This is a genomic window from Methanobrevibacter sp., from assembly GCF_045120835.1.
GTDB lineage: Archaea > Methanobacteriota > Methanobacteria > Methanobacteriales > Methanobacteriaceae > Methanocatella.
In genome coordinates this window covers 34,136-52,632 of sequence record NZ_JBGVFE010000026.1, presented here as the reverse complement: position 1 = coordinate 52,632, position 18,497 = coordinate 34,136, and the positions used below count along the sequence as shown (strand labels likewise).

Here is an 18,497-nt window from a genome sequence, read left to right as displayed (position 1 = left end):
AATCTGGCCCTGATGGTTATAGGCAATCTAAAATCAAAAATAGATTATGAAGAAGATTTTCTTCATAATAAGTTATTTTTTCACTTTTGCAGTTTTTTTAACAGTTATCTTTTCATAACTCGCTTGATATTTGACTTTTTTACCAACTTTAAGTTTATTCAGGACATTTTTCTTAATTGTCACTTTCGCAATGCCCTTTGCATTGGTTTTTGCGATGTATTTCTTGCCCTTAAACTTGAAGGTAATCTTTTTAGCCTTAAGAGGAGTTGTTCCGTGTTTAAGAGTTGCTGTTAAAACAAGTTTTTTTGCAGACTTTTTAACTTTAACGGTTTTTAGGGTTAGTCCCAAATACTTATATGTGCATTTTGAAGTGATTACTCCATAGGTGTCCCTATAGCTTGGTGCGGAGTTGTCTTCGAAAGTACATTTGATAGCTTCTGACCAGAAGTTGGTATCTGAAAGTGAGGTGACAAACCCGTATATTGCCCCTCCTTTGCCTGCAGAATTCTTTACAAAGGTTGAACTTTCAAACAAACCGGTGAAATAAGCTACTCCTGAAACCCATTTTCCGTTGTTGTAATTTGAAGTAATCTCATGGCATTTAAAGTAGATTCCTCCACCATATTTGCGTGCCTGATTTTCGGTGAAAACAGAATTTTTTACATACAAATCCTTATTTCCAAATATTGCTCCACCTAATTCTCCGGCGGTATTGGATTTAAAGTTGCATGAGTTAACATCCAAATTGGAGAATGCATAAACTGCTCCGCCTCCACGGCCTTTTGCAACGTTATTTGTAAAAGTACATCCGGTTATGTAATCTTCACCAAACTTTATTGAAGCATCTACGCTTATTGGCAATATGAATTCCATATCTCCAATTATGGTTTTGTCCTTATAGTAATTCTCATAAAAATCAATGGACCCGTCAAATGACAGACAGAGAATGGCTCCTCCGTCACCTTTTGCAGTATTTCTATTAAAAACAGAATTTTTACAATTCAATTTGCCGACTGAATTGATTGCTCCGCCACAGCATTTTGCATAATTGTTTTCAAATTTACAATTATTGATGGTCAGATTTCCAAAATTGAATATTGCTCCACCGTAATAGTCAGTATAACCGTTTTGGAATTTTATATTATTCAGCACCACATTATTATTTTTTAACAGGCCAATTTCAATAAGAAATATCCTGGATTTTGACAATCCGTTAAATGAATGACCATTTCCGTTAATGGTTATATCTTTGCCGATTTGAATTCCATTTATGCCAAATCCTTCATCGTATGTGTAATCTTTGTCCAGAGTTATTATTGAACCATCTGGAGCATCATCAATCTTTTTTTGAAATGCGGTGAATGTTCCATCGTCATCACCAAGCAAGTTTTCTTGTGGAAGGTTTATTGTCTCATCACTGGATTCTTCGAGCAGCTGAAAATCATCATTGATTGTTAGTTCAGTATTATTCAAATCCTCTGCATTAACACTGGCAATGCCGAATAAAAGCAGAACAATACAAATGAATAATAATTCCTTTTTAAATTTCATATTTTCACCATTAATTTTTATCTATATTTATATTTTGTATTTAATATTATTTGTCTTTTTTTTAAAATATTTTCAGATAAAAAAGAAATGTTTAATATTAGGTATAATCATAAATATATAATGTATTTTTTAAAATTCTAAATTTAACAATTAAGTAAATTTTCTATTTTCTTAATTTTTAAGAAACTGGGGTATAAAATGGGTAAACGAAATGTAGGGAATGTTATTGAAATAATGAAAAGCGACTTCAAATCCGTTTTTTCAAATCCCATAGTGACTATCTTATTGTTGGGATTGATAATTCTGCCATCTTTATATGCTCTTATAAATATTCAGGCATGTTGGAATCCTTATGAAAATACTGGGGATGTGGAGTTTGCAATTGCTAATATGGATAATGGATCTTCTTTTGATGGCACTCCTATAAATGTTGGAAATGAGCTTGTTCAGGGATTGGATGACAACGATAAGTTCAAATGGACTTTTGTTACCGAAGAGGAATTGCGTAGAGGGGTTCATGATGGAGACTACTATGCAGGTATTATAATACCTAAAAATCTGACTGAAAATGTTCTGTCAATAGCCGGCGATAATCCTCAGCAGGCAAAACTCGAATATCTTGTTAATATGAAGGCAAACCCTGTTGGAGCTAAATTATCGGATTCTGCATCTAATGCAGTTTATTTATCATTAAATGCAAAGATTGTCGAGTTCATAAATATGGCGGCTTATGGAAAACTTGGTGAACTTCAGGAAGGGCTTTCTTCCGGAGCTACTCAATTGGCTAGTGGTGGAAGTCAGCTTTCAGCCGGTGCAGATCAGGTATCTTCCGGCGCTTCACAGGTTTCCGATGGAGCCACTAAAGTGCAGAAAGGTTCTAAGAAACTTGAAAGCGGTGTAAGTGAAGTAGATAAGGGGTCTAAAAAAGTAGAAAAAGGTGCACAGAAAGTTAAAGAGGGTTCTAAGAAATTGGAAAGCGGTTCTAATCAGGTTCAATCAGGTTCTGATGAGTTGCAATCAGTAATTGATCCGTCATTAATGCCGGACAATCCTGTTAAGGATTATATAGAAAACAGTGCCAAAGTGGCTGAGGGCAGCGGTGAAGTTGCTCAAGGTGCCAGTAAGTTAGCTGATGGGTCAGTTACACTGGCTAAGGGGTCATCTAAATTGGCTAATGGTTCAAGTACTCTTGCAAATGGGGCCAATACTTTGGCCAACGGTTCTAGTGAATTGGCAAAAGGTTCGCTGGCTCTTGCGGCAGGTTCCCAGATGCTTTCCGGTGCAGCGGCTCAGGCATTGTTTACAGCTGCCGGCGCTCTTGCATCATCTGCAGATTCACTCTCAGGAATCACAGGCATAAATGAAACGCTCCTTGGAGACTATTTCTACTCTCCAATAAAATTGGACAGACATGAAATTTTCCCAGTTCCGAATTACGGATCTCAGATAGCTCCATTCTACCTTGTTTTGTCCATGTGGGTTGGAGCATTGATTACCTGCGCAATGTTAAAACCGGGAACCAGTGAAGGAACCAAATACACTCCTCTTGAAATGTACTTCGGTAAGCTGGCATTGTTTTTAGTAATGAGCATATTCCAAGGATGTGTGACAATAATTGGTTCATTTATATTGGGCATATATGTTGCTGAACCTTTAATATTCATAGTGTCGGCGATACTGGTATCGGGAGTTTTCATGGTATTGATGTATTCATTTGTTTCCGCTTTGGGAGATGTTGGAAAGGCTATTGGAATTCTATTGCTGCTGTTCCAGATATCAGGAACAAATGGTATTTATCCGATTCGGATTATGGATTATCCATTCCAGGTTGTACATCCTTATCTGCCGATGACATATGCGATAACATTAATACGTGAATCACAATTGGGTATGGTCTGGTCTAATTACCTGCCTGCATTGGCGGTACTTTTAGCAATAGGTTTAGCTACTGTTATAATTTTACTTATTGTCAAGGAAAAAGCAGACAAACCGACACACTACTTTGAAAAACGTTTAGAAGACAGTGGTTTATTCTAGAAGTTATTTTAACTTCTATTTTCTTTTTTTTTAAAAGGTAATGGTATAAAATGTGGAGGGATTAGTATCCCATTGCTTCAAGCATTGATTGAATACCTAAAATAATAATTGCCACACCACCAAATATTTCAATATAATCGGCATATTTGATAGCTATTTTTGTTCCGTATGTTCCGAGCAATAGCCATAGGACTACTGCAATCAAACTCAATACACTTAAAATGATTGGATTTACATGGGCTACAGCACCTTGGGATGCCAAAATAAGGTTTTCTATGTTTCCAAAAATAAGCAATCCGGTAAATGGAGCATAGTCTTTTAAGTTAACCATTTTATGCACGTCCTTTTGTTTCTCTTATGTGGTGCACTGCTTCTATAATGGCCTGAACACCTAAAATGAAAATTGCAAGTCCTCCAATGAATGTGATATATTGGGAATATTGCATCGCCATATCAGTTGCCACAAATCCAATAACCAACCATATGATTACTGCTATAATACTTAATCCGCCTAAAACCTTCGGATTTACTCCTCCAACAACGCCCTGAGACGCTAAAATAAGGTTTTCTATGTTTCCAAAAATAATCAATCCTATAAATGGTAAATATTCAGTTAACATTTAATCACCATTATCATATTATTTATCTAATTATTAATAAATATTAAGATTTTAGACAACATTTCCCATATAAAATGAACTTATGAGTAGATAAATGTTATTTATTTGAAGCGATAAATAGAATATTGATGAATGTAAATGAAAATGAAAAGATTTTTACAAAATCATTTTTCCTTATATTTGGAGCATTGCTTTTTACGGCTCTTGTAATGTATGCGCTGATGTCTACAGTAACGGAATATGCCACAGCAATGGGTTCAACTGCAATGATTGCAGGATTGGTTTCTGGAATATATGTCTTTGGAGGTTTGTGTTCAAGAATATATTCCGGGGATGCATTGGGAAGAGTGGGCTGGAGAAAGATAGCTATAGTATTTATGACCATTCATTTCATGTCATGTCTTCTGTATTTTGTCGTTGATAATGTTGCATTATTATTGATTGTTCGCTTTATCCATGGTATTGGCTTTGGAGCATCTGCAAATGCTATAGTCACAATTGCTTCAGCAATTTTACCTAAAAAACGCTTTTCAGAGGCATTTGGATATTTCATGCTTGGAACAACAATGGCGGTGGGACTCGGACCATTTATTGGCGGGTTCTTATATGATTTTTCAGGAGCCTATGGCTGTTTTATTGCAGCAGGAATCTTTTCGGCTATGGCATTGCTTTTCATGCTTTTGATTGACATTGACAAATATGATGTGAACAATGAGATCCCTGATGATAAGGAGTATTCGGGCATCGAAAAGGTTATCGAATTCGGTGCTGTTCCGGTTTCACTTTTTACTGCCATAACAAGTTTGGGTTACGTTTCAATATTGTCATTTTATAGATTATATGCGGTCGAAGTTAATTTAACAGGCATATTTTCATGGTTTTTTATAATCTATTCAATCTGTCTGGTTGTTACAAGACCATTGGCCGGCAAAATTCAGGACAATGGTGGAGATAGGATTGTTTGTGTTGTGGGAATAATTGCCCAATCAATAGGAATATTGCTGATTGCATTAATTCCATCAACGTTCACTGTAATAATATGCGCTATCGGTACGGCGCTTGGATTTGGAACCCTGAACTCAGCATGCACTGCAATAATTACAAGAAATACTCCTCAACATCGCCGTTCTTATGCATTGTCGACATTTTTCATATTCTGTGATGCAACAATAGGCTTTGGACCTGCACTTTTGGGTTGTTTTGTTTCTGAAAGTACAGGATATGCTCCATTGTATCTGATTTCTTCTGTAATTACATTGGTGGCTTTGCCGATTTGCTTGTATGCATTAAGAAAAACAGATTAATCATGTGAGGACAAATTCATGAGTCAACACTTTTTTATAATTCCTTTTTCAAATTAATTTCATGAAAGAACTATTCGCTAATTTTGAAAGAATCGAGAAAAACGATCCTGAATTTCATGAAGTCTTTAAAAACTTTGCTTACGCAGAGGTCTTTGAATATTCCACATTGACCGAAAAGGAATCAATTCTGGTGACTCTGGCTAGTCTTATTGCCTGTCAATCTCCAAAGGCATTTAAAAAGATTTTGATTTCCGCACTGGATATGGAAATAACTCCTGAAGAAGTTAAGGAATTGCTCTATCAGTCTGTTCCTTATGTGGGTTTTGGACGGGCACACAATTTTTTCGGCATTGTGATTAAGGTATTCAATCAGAAGGGAATTGACATGCCTTTAGAAAAAAGGTCAAATACCATTCAGGAGGATAGACATCAAAAAGGGCGTGAAATTCAGGAAAGATATTTCGGCACTGAATTTGTCCAAAGTTTAAATGAAAATACTCCCGAAGGCCAAAAGCACTTCAACACATTTTTGGAAGGTTTCTGTTTTGGTGATTTCTACACTCGTGATGGCTTGAACGATCAGCAGAGGGAATTAATCACATTTGTATTTATCGCAACTTTGGGAGGCTGTGAAAATCAGCTTAGGGGTCATGTTCAGGGCAATCTGGCAGTTGGCAATGACAAGGAAAAACTGATTTCAGCAATAACTGTTGTCGTGCCTTACATAGGTTTTCCAAGAACACTCAATGCACTGTCAATTGTCAATGAAATCTGCAAATAGCTAAATATATATACTATCAATTTTCACTAATTAAACAAGTGAGAGTGATATTATGATATACAAATGCACCATATGTGGCCATATCCACAATGAGGAAGCAACAGGAATACTTTTAAAGAATCTTGACAAATGTCCAATCTGTTCACAGCCAATTTCAAAATTTGTTGAAGTTGAAAACTCACAATCAAGTGAAAACACACTTCAGGAAGACTCAAATCTGTCATATGACAAGGATTATGCTAAAAGCGATAGGGACATAAGGCAAATGGATGCCATTCATGAAATGGCAATTACCGGAAAATCAATAGTTTCAGCAATGTATACCGATTTGGCTATGCCAAGCTGGGATGAAATTCTTATTTTGGGAGCTCAACTTAACCCTCAGCCTTTGGAATCGGATGTTGAGGTAAATACACAAACAGTCATTGGTAAAAACGCTAAAAAACCATTGGTTATTGAAAGCCCAATTTACATCACCCATATGTCTTTTGGAGCTCTCTCAAGTGAAACCAAAATTTCACTTGCAAGGGGAAGTGCGGCCATTAAAACCGCTCAATGCAGTGGTGAGGGAGGTATTCTTCCAGAAGAGATGAAAAATGCATACAAATATATTTTTGAGTATGTTCCAAACAAGTACTCCGTAAATGATGAAAATCTAAAAAATGCAGATGCCATTGAGATTAAGATTGGCCAGTCAACAAAACCTGGTCTTGGGGGCCAGCTTCAGGGCGAAAAGGTAACTTCAAAAATTGCAGAAATCAGAGGCAAGGCTTTAGGTGAGGATATTCACTCTCCTGCAACAATACCTGAAGTCAATTCAAAAGAGGATTTGAAAGATTTGGTTGATGAGTTAAGGAAAAGATCCGATGGCCGGCCGATCGGTTTGAAATTTGCTGCCGGAAGGATTGAGGATGATTTGGATTATGTATTGTATGCGGGACCTGATTTCATAACTATTGATGGGCGTGGGGGTTCGACCGGTGCAAGCCCTAAGATAATAAGGGATTCGACATCTGTTCCAACAATTTTTGCTCTCTCAAGAGCTCGAAAATACTTGGATGAACATGAAAGCGATATTTCACTCACCATAACTGGAGGATTGAGAGTATCTTCTGATTTTGCAAAGGCTCTGGCAATGGGTGCTGATGCGATAGCTATCGGCACTGCGGCCATGATTGCTGCGGCCTGTCAGCAGTATAGAATCTGCGATACCGGGGACTGTCCTGTGGGTGTCGCAACTCAGGATGAGGAGTTGAGAAAACGTTTGAAAATAGAGACTGCATCAAAACGAGTTGAAAATTTCTTGAGAGTTTCAACCGAAGAGCTTAAAACCTTTGCAAGAATAACAGGACACAGGGACGTGCATGATTTAAACGTTAATGATTTGTGCACAATAAACTCAGAAATATCAGATTATACCGACATTAGACACGCATAAAAAAGATTGAGGGTTAATGTTTTCACATTAATGCTTAATCACATCTCTTCAACATCAGGTATCGTTTTTAATTTCATCTGTTGCATTGTTGGGCAAAAATACTCCCATTATCATCGGAGGTTTTAACACATTAATCCATATGTTGCATGTCAGATATTTAATTTGGATTGTAATGTTTGACATTTCGTTTGATTATAAGTTTAATTATATTCGTAAATACCTCTAAAAATTCTTTAAATTTAATTATCTGTAATCTAATTAAATTTTGATTTTACGAACTGTTTTTCAATGATTATTTTTCATAACATTTCTTTATATATTCAGATTGTTAAAATATTAAATGGTGAATTATTATTCATAACGAAATTTGGAGAAAATTTTAAGGATTATAAATAATCGCTGCAACGGTACTGTAATGTCCATCTGCAGTTGATATGGATTAATATAATATCTTCAATGAGATAATAAATTCATTTAAACATTATGAACTGTAAAATATTGATTAAAGTCCAGATGATATTGACTTTTCGAATCAGACATTCTCATAATTATAAAACAAATTTGAAATAGTAAATTTGGCGAAACATTGTGGGATATGATTTTTGAGATTTGATTGTTTCGTTATGAAAAAATATATATGTCATAGAAAAGTTAATTATAATTACTAATCATGATAATTGAATAATAATTTAGGATTGGAAAATAATTAAGAGGAAATGTTTTGAAATTAAACTAAAAAACAATTTCTTTTTTAAAATTATTTTGATTATCTGGCAATTCTTTTATCTGCAGTTCATATGATGTATATAAAAGTTAATATTGATAACAAAAAATATGCTCGTTTGAGCCGTCAAGATTATTTGAATCGTCTTTTTACGGGTCCGGTTATTGATTCGATGTCTGATAGTGTATTTTGTAAATTATTTAAAGAGGAGGACAAAAATGAAATCTATGAAAAAAGTTTTATTTGTTGCAGTCTTATTGGCAATAGTTGTTGTTAGTGTCAGTTCCTGTTCTGCGGGTCTATTTGACTTTTTAGGTGGGTCATCTGATAACGCAACTGATACTAGTTTAGATGGACAGGAAGTTAAATTAGCTGCTGCGGCTAGTTTAAAGAATGTTTATGATGAAAAGTTAATTCCTATGTTTGAAGAAAAATATCCTGGTGTAAAAGTTACACCTACATACGCTTCAAGTGGGGATTTACAGACTCAGATTGAAAATGGTTTAGGGGCAGACGTATTCATGTCCGCTGCTAACAAACAGATGAACGCTTTAGTAGATGAAGGCCTAGTTGACAATGATACCAACCTTCAATTTTTAGAAAATAAGGTTGTTTTAATTGTGCCTAAAGATTCAACTGCTAACATCTCTTCATTTGATGATTTGAAAAATGTAGAAGGCAACATTGCTATTGGAGATCCTGAATCCGTACCTGCAGGCCAATACGCTCAGGAAGTATTAAACAACACTGGTATCTGGGATGAGGTTGAACCTAAATTATCCTTAGGTACTGATGTAACTGCAGTATTAAATCAGGTAGCTCAAGGATCTGCTGATTGCGGTATTGTTTACGCTACAGACGCTAAATCCAATGATGATGTTAAAGTAGTTTGTGAAGCACCTGAAAATGCTTTAAAAACTCCAGTAATTTACCCTGTAGCTGCACTTAAAAATTCAACTGATTCAAGTGCTACAAAAGCATTCATGGACTTCTTACAAACTAAAGAAGCTAAAGACGTATTCGTTGACTACGGTTTCACCCTTCATGAATAGATTTGGTATAAATTATTCATTTGAATGGTAAATAATGTTAAGGTGATAAGACATGATGGATTGGTCCCCAATTTTCATTTCAATGAAAACTGCAAGCTTGTCAATATTCATAACCTTTTTTGTAGGTTTAATTGTTGCTTGGGGTCTTGTTAAGATGAAAAATGACACCGCAAAGATAATACTTGACGGCATTTTTACATTGCCAATTGTATTGCCTCCTACTGTAGTAGGGTTCTTTTTATTGTATATTTTTGGAGTCAGAGGACCAATTGGAAGTTTTTTTATAGATTTCTTTGCCGTAAAAATAGCTTTTTCATGGCCTGCAACTGTTATAGCTGCAGTCGTCATGTCTTTTCCTTTAATGTATCGATCCGCTCGTGGAGCATTTGAACAGGTGGATTCCAACTTATTGGATGCCGGCCGTACCTTGGGAATGTCAGAGTGGAAAATTTTCTGGAAAGTTTTATTTGCAAATGCATTGCCAGGAATTATTAGTGGCGGAATTCTTGCTTATGCTAGGGGCTTAGGAGAATTTGGTGCTACAGCTATGCTTGCAGGTAATATTGCCGGTCAAACTAGAACTCTCCCTATGGCGGTTTACTCTGAAGTGGCTGCAGGTAATATGGGAGACGCTTTTAATTATGTAATAGTCATTGTTGTCATATCATTTATAGCTATTTTTATTATGGACTATGTTTCCATACGAAAGGAAAAGCAATGGAGAAACTAAAATAAATTATGGAAATATCTGTGGATATGGGGAAGGATTATGAATAATAAATTGTTAAAAGTAAATATTCAAAAGGAACTTAAGGAATTTGATTTGGAAGTTGATTTTGAATTGAAAAACAAGCGTTTGGGTATTCTTGGTCCTTCTGGTTGCGGTAAAAGTATGACGTTGAAATCCATTGCAGGTATTGTCACTCCAGACAATGGTGTTATAAGTTTAAATACTGGTGAAGAAACAGTTTATTTTGATTCTAATAATAAAATTAATTTAAAACCTCAAAAAAGAAATGTGGGTTATTTATTTCAGAATTATGCTTTATTCCCCAATATGACTGTTGAAGAAAATATTGCAGCGGGTTTGCCTAAAAACCATGATGGAACAATAGTATCTGAAATGATTAAGCGTTTTCATTTGGAAAGTTTGGAAAAAAGACACCCTAGACAATTGTCTGGTGGTCAGCAGCAAAGAGTCGCTTTGGCTCGTATAATGGCTTACAGTCCTGATGTAATATTATTGGATGAGCCGTTTAGCGCAATGGATACATTCCTAAAAGAACAGTTGCGTGTTGAGCTTTCTAATTCTCTAAGGGATTTTGACGGATTCTCAATCATGGTAACTCATGACCGTGATGAGGCGTTCCAGTTTTGTGATGAGCTTATAGTCTTGGATGAAGGTAAAATCATAGCTAAAGGCGATACATATGAAATATTTGAAAACCCAAGAAAAGTTCAAGTTGCAAGACTTACAGGATGTAAAAACATTTCAAAAATTGAAGTTATAGATGATTATCATCTTAAATCCCTTGACTGGGGAATTATATTTGAAGTATCTGAAAAGATTTCTCCTAATATTACTCATATAGGAATAAGGGCACATGATTTTTCAGCTGCTGAAAAAGGAGATGTCAATTCCTTTGATACATTAAATTCAACCAAATTAGAAATGCCCTTTGAGTGGGAAATAACTCTGGCAAACGGATTATGGTGGAAATGCGATAAACTGATTTATGAGCATGAATTTGTGATTCCTGAGTACTTAAAGATAGATCCTAAAGATATAATATTGCTTGAAGAGTAGCTAATATTTAAAGCAGCTCTCCTGATGGTTGTCGATGATTCCAATTGATTCCAGGTATGAATAGATTATTGTCGGACCGACAAATTTCATTCCTCTTTTTTTCAAGTCTTTAGAAATGTGTTTGGACAGTTCGGATTCGGTTAAAAATTCCGCTTTTATAATTTTGCCATCGGTAAATCCCCAGATGTAGTCATCAAAACTTCCAAATTCCTCTTGTATTTCAATGAATATTTGGGCATTGTTTATTGCCGATGTGATTTTTCCTTTATGGCGAATTATTCCATCGTTTTGCAAAAGTTCATTAACTTTATCGTCATTGAAATTCGCCACTTTTGCCACATCAAAATCATCAAATGCCTTTTTAAAGTTTTCACGTTTTTTGAGTATTGTAATCCATGAGAGTCCTGCTTGGAATGATTCCAAAACAAGCATCTCGAAGAGTTCCTTATCGTCATGTGTTGGAATTCCCCATTCCTCATCATGGTATTTAATATAAATCTCTTCACTTCCCGCCCAATTGCACCGATTCTTATTCATGAAAATACTTATTATAATCTTAGTTTAAATAATTTGCCTAGTAAAAAATGCTCTTCTTGAGGGTTACAAAAACCGTTTGTTTACGCTATGGCCAAACGCCCCATATTGAAAATTGGAAGTGGAGTAAAACAAGTGTTTCGACATAAAATATAAAATTTTTTCAATAATTTTCGTAAATTATTGAATTATATATATTATTAAAAATATAATCATATTCATGAATGAGTTCAACAGCACCGACAAAAAGATTATTAATGCCACCTTTAAAATTCTTCAAAAGGAAGGTTTCGCCAAAGCAACAACTAAAAAAATAGCTGCCGAAGCGGGTGTGAATGAGGTAACTATTTTTAGAAAATTCCAAAATAAGAACAATTTGGTTGAGATTACAAAGGAATGCTATCTTGTGAGGTATCTTGAAAAGATGGAGGAGATTTTTGATTTCAATGAGGATGATGAAATTGAGGAGTATCTCCAAAGTAATTTTGTGGGACTTTTAAATCTCTCAGAAAATGAATATAGCATTATTAAATTGGCAATGGAAGAGGTTAGAGATATACCTGAGAGAAAACAGCTGATTTCCAGAATCACCGGTACAATCATCGATAAATTGGAAGAGTTTTTCAAATCTCAAATTGAAAAAGGCAAAATCAGGCAGATTGATGCGAGAGTATTGGCTGGGATGTGTTTCAGTATAACCTTCCAGTCCGTTATTTTGTGGAAAGTTTACGATATGAGTCCTAGTGTTGAAACAGATCAGTATGCCAATAACTTCTTAGACATATTATATAATGGAATAAAAGTCTGATTATTGTTTTTTAATTATTTTAAGATGTAAGTGAGCACTTACATTCGAAAAACTTTATATATGGCTGAGTTCATATTATTAATTGCCTTTTTGATTTTATTAAAGAAATCAAAAAGCACTCTTTTATTCCTGGTGATAATATGGACGTTAGAAATATAATAGTTTTAATATTCGTTTCTCTACTCTTGTTTTGCACTGTCTGTGCACAAAAAAATGTAGATGATTTTAATATAGATGAATCCTATAATAATGCATACAATGGAACTTCAAATTCATTGTATCTAAATGAAAAGCAGGACTCCGGAATCATCATTTACAAGTACGTAACCGATGATGTTGATGATGACGATGATGCTTATGATGATCTAATCCATGATGACGGCAGAGACTATTTGACCAATGATGATGATTTAAAAGTAGATATTAGCTCAGACAATATCGTTAATTTCACAGATTATGACCACGCACAGCACGGAGTTGCTGAAGTAATAAACTGTGGCGGTGAAGACTATGTTATTGTATTCTGGACAAAAGATACAAGTAATGTAGACAATAACGATTTAATTTCTCAATTAAATGAATTCAATAAGGATAATAATGTAAAAGCTATTGCATTCTAATTATCCTTTTTCTCCTATTTTTTTTAACTTGTAACGCGAACAATTCGCATTATTCTTCTTAAAATTAATATAGTTATATCTATAATGAATATTTCCAAAAAAAATAATTATGGAGTATTTTTTTTACTTTTTTGTGAAAAACATCATGTATTAATAAAGTAGTGACCTATATAATAATAAGAGGGGATTTAAATGACAACATTGGGTATGGGAATGATGAGACTTCCTATTTTGGAAGAGAATAATTTCAAAAGTATTGATTATAATCAGGTCAATAAGATGGTAGATGCATATATTGATGCAGGATTTAACTATTTTGACACAGCATATGTTTACCATGAGGGTATTGCGGAAGACGTATTTAAGAAATGTGTAGTTGAAAGGTATCCAAGGGAATCCTTTAAAATTGCCACCAAATTGCCGTTATTTGTAATAACTGAAGAATCACAACTGGAACCGTTGTTTGAAGAGCAGCTAAAAAATTGTGGCGTTGATTATTTTGACTATTACATGTTGCATAATGTGAGCGGTTTTACAGAAACTGCATGGAAGAATGTTGATTTGTATTCATTCGTCCAAAGGAAAAAGGAAGAGGGATTCATTAAACATGTTGGGCTGTCCACTCATGGCGATGCTGAATTTCTTGAGGAAATTTTGATGGAACATCCGGAATTGGAGTTTGTATTGCTTCAGATCAATTATCTTGACTGGGAAGATGAAAATATCGAATCAAGAAAATGTTATGAAGTTGCACAAAAATATGGCAAACAAGTAATGATTATGGAGCCGTATAAAGGAGGATTTTTAGCAGATATTCCAAAAGAAGCAGAAACTCTCCTTAAAGATTATCATCCTGATAAATCTATTGTTTCATGGGCGATGAGATTTGTTGCCAATTTGGATGCCTGTGTTGTTTTGACTGGTGCAAGCAGTATCGAGCAGCTTGAAGACAACATTCGGGAATTTAAAAATGCCGATCCGCTGAATGATGAGGAACATGAACTTCTGGAGGAAGTTTCGAAAATCATCAACAGCAACATCACAGTGGACTGCACAAAATGCAGATACTGCGTGGATTCATGTGCTGAAGAAATTGACATTGCAAAAATCTTTGATTTATATAATAAACATAAGATGCTTGACACAGACCTCTGGACACAATTTGGAAATGCATATCTGAATTATTCAAAGCTTGAAGGAGTTGGAATAGCTTCGGATTGCATTGAATGTGAGATGTGCATTGAAGAATGCCCGCAGCAGATAAATATTCCTGAAGTTTTAAAGGATGTTGCCGAAACCTTTGAAACCCAAATTTATGGCTTTGAAAATTAAGTTAATTTTAATAATAATTAAGTAGATATTTATAAATAGTTATTTTTATTGGTGTATAATATGATACCAGGTATGAATAAAAAGCAAATGAAACAAATGGAAAGACAAATGAAAAAAATGGGTATGAAAATGGATGAACTTGAAGGAGTTCGTGAAGTCATTATCCGTTTTGATGATAAAGAATTAATTATAGATAATCCTAGTGTAAGTCTTATGAATGTCATGGGTCAGGAAACCTATCAGGTTGACGGTAAGGCTCGTGAAGTTGAATTGGAATATGAAATTGAAATTCCTGACGAAGACGTTGAAATGGTAGCTAACAGTGCAGGTGTAAGCGAAGATAAAGCAAGAGAAGCACTTGAAGAATGTAAAGGCGATCTTGCGGAAGCTATCATGAAATTAAATCAATAGATAACATGACTTTGATTGTACACATTTCCGATTTGCATGTGTCAAATTCAACATTCGATGAAGAGGTCTTCATGAATGCGGTCACAGAAATCAACGAGTTGCAGCCGGATATGATTGTTTTAACAGGAGATTTGACCGAAAACGGTTTTTATGTTGAGTTTGAACAGGCCGCCAAATATTTGGAAATGTTTGAAGCTCCATTATTTGCAGTTCCCGGAAATCATGATGCTCGTAACTTAGGTTATCAAACCTTTGAAGAGCTTATAGGTGAGAAAAGTTGGAAATTGACAATGGATGGCAATTTCTCAGTAATGGGACTTGACAGCAGCTCTCCCGATGAGGACAAGGGCCATGTTGGTACGCCTCAGCATATGTGGCTTGAGCATCAGTTGGACGAATGTGTAGTTAATGAAAATTTCTCAATTGTCGCCCTGCATCATCATGTAGTTTCCATTCCTCAAACTGGGCGTGAACGCAATGTTTTATCAGATGCAGGAGATGTTTTAAAGACATTAACAACCCATGAAGTGGATTTGGTTTTATCCGGACACAAGCATGTTCCAAACATCTGGAAAATAAACGACACTATTATTGTTAATGCCGGATCTCTTTGTTCTATCAAACTGAGGGGTAAAAATAAAAATTCATACAATGTTTACAATATAACTGATGAGGATATTGAGATTTTCCTCCATCAGGTTAATGGTGAAAAATTTCTATTTGGAAAGTATCCAAGAAACGTTATATAAAATAACTTTAAATATGGAATGGAATAAATATACTATATTGATTTTAAATTAATTGTTAAGGTGATATTATGAAAGTGGTCGTAGATGCTTCTAATGTAGCATATCATGTCAAAAACAAAAATGGACAGCCTCAAATGTCCAATATTCTTGCTGCTGTAAAAGCATTAGAAGAAAGTGAAGATGAATTTGTAATTATTGCCGATGCATCACTTCGCCATGATATTGATGATAAGGAAAAATTTGCAAAATTGTTGGAAAGTGACAATGTCGAAGAAGTTCCACCGGGAAATGATGCAGATCATTTTATTTTAGATATTGCTAGTCGTGAAAAAGCAAAAGTCTTATCAAATGATAAATTCAGAGATTATGCTGCTGAATTTAGAAATATTGCTTCAATGAGAATTCCTTTCATAATTGACAACGGTAGATTGACCTTTGGAAAACCAAAAAAACCTAAAAAAGATAGGAATATCCTACAACATATTTGTGATGAAATTATTAAGGAATTGAACTTTAAAAAATGGGAAATCTATACTGGTAAGGAAGGATTGGAAATTTCTCCATTAAATATCGCTAAACAGGCAATTATTCGTATTGACAATGAAAACAATGCGGAATCCAAATTGGAAAACATTTTTGCGAAAATACCAATGTTCAATAAAATTGTAGAGATGGTAGATGATGTGGAAATAGCCGCTCCATATGTTATTTTCGTATTGGTTCATCCTAAAGATTATAAAGTTGCTGTAAAAAATGCAGGTAACATCTCAGTTACCGTTGCAGACAGATTAGGTTTGGAGAAAAAACCTTTGATTGCAGTACGTAATGATTTATTTACAAAACCTGGAACTTTTGAGTTAAATATTCTGCTTGCAGATGAAGTTACAGAGACAGCGCCTTACAATGTTTTGGTGCGTGTATGCGAACATGATGAGGTATTCATTAAAAGGAATTCAAGAAATATAGCCAGTACAATTGCCGGCAGACTTGGATCCTGGAAATTCCCATTCGTTTCTGTAAAGCCTGATATGCTTTTGGAAAAACCGGGGGATTTTGAAATAGAGCTGGAAAAAGGAGGAGACTTGGATGGCTAACAGTTTGACTAAGTCTTTCATTAAGCTTACCACCAAGCTCAATCCCATTGCTGTTGGAACAAAATTTTTTCCAACAAATTCATTGGAAACAGAATATGTAGAGTTGTTTAATTATACTCAGACTATTCTATTTGAGCTTGAGAAAGCGGAGATTACTTCAGATACAATTTTGAAAAATCTCATTCGTGATGTGGGTGCTGAAAACCTTCCGAAGGATTACACATTCCATGAATTGAAACCGGCAGAAAACAAAATCGAAGAATATGCTCTAGTGAGCAATATCATCATGGGAAGTGACCGTTACCTTTATGTTGAATTGGCTCATCCTTCTCGTTTGATTGACATATTTGTAAAGATTATTCAAAACGAAAAAGGAGAGATTGTAGAAAAAACAGCAACAGAACTCGTCTCAAAAATGCTTAGTAAAAATGACGCTATTCGTGTTGCTATTGAACTGATTGGTATCGGTTTATCTGAAGGTGTTCAAGTTACTTCTGCGGTCGGTATGACTGGTGCAGCTTCTATTGAGCGTGCAATCCATTACACTCAAAGTGTTGGCAGTTTTCCAGGTATCGCATTTACAAAATTAGGTGGAGAGTATGCATTGGTATTTGATTCACCATTCTTACTTCAGGAATCACGACCCGTAGATTTGGAAAATTATCTGTTCATCGATTTAATTGATTCCACTAAATTCATTAGCAAAAACGGCAGAAACCAATTAGTGGATCTCATGACCGGAATTAAAAACTTTATTGAAACCGAATGTGAGGGTGAACTTGAAGGTTATCGTGAAGGTGGAGACGATTTTATTGCAAGGTTTCCGTCAAAGGATTTGGCTATACGTGCCGGACTGGATGCCGCATGGTTTGCACTGGACAATGGTGCTAAAATACGTGCAGGTATTGGAAGAAGCAGACGTGAAGCCGGTGAAAGGGCTCAATTGGTTGACGATTTGAATTCAACAGCTCCACTGTCATTGGTCGTTTTTGAGCTGGCCAACGGTTTATATGCTTACAATATTCCAACCGAATTTACAAGAACTCTGATTAATTTGGTGGAAAATGAAAAACCTAAATTGATTGGAGTATTTGCATTTGTATTTATATTTGCATATTTAATGTCAATTTTAGGACTTGGAATGTTTAGTTTCATTGGGGTCATATTGGCTCTTGTTTATGCAGTTATTGCTTAATCAACTAGAATGTGAATAATTATGAGACGAAAAAAGGATGATAAAAGAGTTTTAAGATCAGGAAATGGTCGCCAGAATACTTCTAAAAGAAAAATAGGAAGGAATAGGAAAAATAATTTCAATTATCGTCCAAACATGTCCTATAATCCTCGCAATAGGAATTCTCATAAAAAAAGAAAAACAAGCGGTACACTTATTTTAATAATGATTTTGGCATTGGTTGCTTTTGTCATTGGTGCGGGCATTGGTGTTTCTTTAAGCTTTGATGATGGCAGTGATGATGAAGGACCTCAGTATGAAAATGTCACCGAAGAAATGTTGAAGGATGTAAATAGCAGCAAAGCAATTTCTTATGATAAGGAAGTTGATGCTGTAGATTTTAATGAAAATACTACTTCGCAGCTGAATATTCAGCAAAAAGAATCGGAAGATTAATTTTT

The 18,497-nt window shown here is 35.0% G+C and carries 20 protein-coding genes; 15 read left to right on the top strand and 5 right to left on the bottom strand.

Annotated features, from left to right (window positions below; genetic code table 11):
• Positions 1-72 precede the first annotated feature (72 nt).
• Positions 73-1,551 (bottom strand): hypothetical protein, encoded by a 1,479-nt coding sequence (locus tag ACJMLO_RS02700; RefSeq protein ID WP_405293675.1) that lies wholly within the window; start codon positions 1,549-1,551, stop codon positions 73-75.
• Positions 1,552-1,749: 198 nt separating this feature from the next.
• Here ACJMLO_RS02700 and ACJMLO_RS02695 point away from each other — a divergent pair, with 198 nt between their 5' ends.
• Positions 1,750-3,588, top strand: a complete 1,839-nt coding sequence (locus tag ACJMLO_RS02695) for a YhgE/Pip family protein (RefSeq protein ID WP_405293673.1) — start codon at positions 1,750-1,752, stop codon at positions 3,586-3,588.
• 61 nt (positions 3,589-3,649) lie between these two features.
• Here the strand turns inward: ACJMLO_RS02695 and ACJMLO_RS02690 are convergent, their stop codons facing one another.
• Together ACJMLO_RS02690 and ACJMLO_RS02685 are read right to left on the bottom strand one after the other, a co-directional pair.
• Positions 3,650-3,919: a hypothetical protein gene (locus ACJMLO_RS02690; protein WP_405293671.1), complete on the bottom strand. Its 270-nt coding sequence runs from the start codon at positions 3,917-3,919 to the stop codon at positions 3,650-3,652.
• A gap of 1 nt (position 3,920) precedes the next feature.
• The gene (locus ACJMLO_RS02685) at positions 3,921-4,208 is read right to left on the bottom strand and encodes a hypothetical protein (RefSeq protein WP_405293669.1); all 288 of its coding nucleotides are present in this window, start codon (positions 4,206-4,208) and stop codon (positions 3,921-3,923) included.
• A 128-nt stretch (positions 4,209-4,336) separates the two neighbouring features.
• On the opposite strand from ACJMLO_RS02685, the gene ACJMLO_RS02680 reads away from it, so the two are divergent.
• The 3 genes from ACJMLO_RS02680 (at position 4,337) to ACJMLO_RS02670 (ending at position 7,731) form a co-directional block, all read left to right on the top strand.
• On the top strand, positions 4,337-5,512 hold the full coding sequence (locus ACJMLO_RS02680; RefSeq protein ID WP_405293668.1) for an MFS transporter: 1,176 nt from the start codon (positions 4,337-4,339) through the stop codon (positions 5,510-5,512).
• A gap of 61 nt (positions 5,513-5,573) precedes the next feature.
• Positions 5,574-6,293 carry a carboxymuconolactone decarboxylase family protein gene (locus tag ACJMLO_RS02675; protein ID WP_405293666.1) on the top strand — a complete coding sequence of 240 codons (720 nt, stop codon included), beginning with the start codon at positions 5,574-5,576 and terminating at the stop codon, positions 6,291-6,293.
• A 52-nt stretch (positions 6,294-6,345) separates the two neighbouring features.
• A complete protein-coding gene (locus ACJMLO_RS02670) occupies positions 6,346-7,731 on the top strand; it encodes a glutamate synthase-related protein (RefSeq protein ID WP_405293664.1) in 1,386 nt (461 codons plus the stop codon).
• Between the two features lie 54 nt (positions 7,732-7,785).
• On the opposite strand, the gene ACJMLO_RS02665 is transcribed toward ACJMLO_RS02670, so the two are convergent.
• A complete protein-coding gene (locus tag ACJMLO_RS02665) occupies positions 7,786-7,914 on the bottom strand; it encodes a hypothetical protein (RefSeq protein WP_405293662.1) in 129 nt (42 codons plus the stop codon).
• Between the two features lie 759 nt (positions 7,915-8,673).
• Between ACJMLO_RS02665 and modA the strand changes: the two genes are divergently transcribed.
• Genes modA through ACJMLO_RS02650 form a run of 3 tightly spaced genes read left to right on the top strand, consistent with a single transcriptional unit; the run spans position 8,674 to position 11,314 of the window.
• Complete coding sequence (gene modA / locus ACJMLO_RS02660; protein WP_405293660.1) at positions 8,674-9,507, top strand: molybdate ABC transporter substrate-binding protein; 834 nt, start codon at positions 8,674-8,676, stop codon at positions 9,505-9,507.
• A 52-nt stretch (positions 9,508-9,559) separates the two neighbouring features.
• A complete protein-coding gene (gene modB, locus ACJMLO_RS02655) occupies positions 9,560-10,237 on the top strand; it encodes a molybdate ABC transporter permease subunit (RefSeq protein WP_405293658.1) in 678 nt (225 codons plus the stop codon).
• Between the two features lie 39 nt (positions 10,238-10,276).
• Positions 10,277-11,314 (top strand): sulfate/molybdate ABC transporter ATP-binding protein, encoded by a 1,038-nt coding sequence (locus ACJMLO_RS02650; RefSeq protein ID WP_405293657.1) that lies wholly within the window; start codon positions 10,277-10,279, stop codon positions 11,312-11,314.
• On the opposite strand, the gene ACJMLO_RS02645 is transcribed toward ACJMLO_RS02650, so the two are convergent.
• Positions 11,315-11,851 carry a DNA-3-methyladenine glycosylase I gene (locus ACJMLO_RS02645; protein ID WP_405293656.1) on the bottom strand — a complete coding sequence of 179 codons (537 nt, stop codon included), beginning with the start codon at positions 11,849-11,851 and terminating at the stop codon, positions 11,315-11,317.
• Positions 11,852-12,068: 217 nt separating this feature from the next.
• Here ACJMLO_RS02645 and ACJMLO_RS02640 point away from each other — a divergent pair, with 217 nt between their 5' ends.
• From ACJMLO_RS02640 to ACJMLO_RS02605, 8 genes are all read left to right on the top strand, one after another.
• A complete protein-coding gene (locus ACJMLO_RS02640) occupies positions 12,069-12,656 on the top strand; it encodes a TetR/AcrR family transcriptional regulator (protein ID WP_405293655.1) in 588 nt (195 codons plus the stop codon).
• A gap of 140 nt (positions 12,657-12,796) precedes the next feature.
• Positions 12,797-13,276, top strand: a complete 480-nt coding sequence (locus tag ACJMLO_RS02635; protein WP_405293653.1) for a hypothetical protein — start codon at positions 12,797-12,799, stop codon at positions 13,274-13,276.
• Positions 13,277-13,468: 192 nt separating this feature from the next.
• Entirely contained in the window at positions 13,469-14,608 is a 1,140-nt protein-coding gene (locus ACJMLO_RS02630) for an aldo/keto reductase (protein WP_405293651.1), read from the top strand.
• A gap of 60 nt (positions 14,609-14,668) precedes the next feature.
• Positions 14,669-15,019, top strand: coding sequence for a nascent polypeptide-associated complex protein (locus ACJMLO_RS02625; RefSeq protein WP_405293649.1), 351 nt, complete (start codon positions 14,669-14,671; stop codon positions 15,017-15,019).
• A gap of 5 nt (positions 15,020-15,024) precedes the next feature.
• Entirely contained in the window at positions 15,025-15,768 is a 744-nt protein-coding gene (locus ACJMLO_RS02620; protein ID WP_405293647.1) for a metallophosphoesterase family protein, read from the top strand.
• A 68-nt stretch (positions 15,769-15,836) separates the two neighbouring features.
• Entirely contained in the window at positions 15,837-16,862 is a 1,026-nt protein-coding gene (locus ACJMLO_RS02615) for an NYN domain-containing protein (protein WP_405293645.1), read from the top strand.
• Positions 16,855-18,057, top strand: a complete 1,203-nt coding sequence (locus tag ACJMLO_RS02610; protein ID WP_405293644.1) for a hypothetical protein — start codon at positions 16,855-16,857, stop codon at positions 18,055-18,057. The genes ACJMLO_RS02615 and ACJMLO_RS02610 overlap by 8 nt, the downstream gene beginning before the upstream one ends.
• Positions 18,058-18,078: 21 nt before the next feature.
• Entirely contained in the window at positions 18,079-18,492 is a 414-nt protein-coding gene (locus ACJMLO_RS02605; protein ID WP_405293642.1) for a hypothetical protein, read from the top strand.
• Positions 18,493-18,497 lie beyond the last annotated feature (5 nt).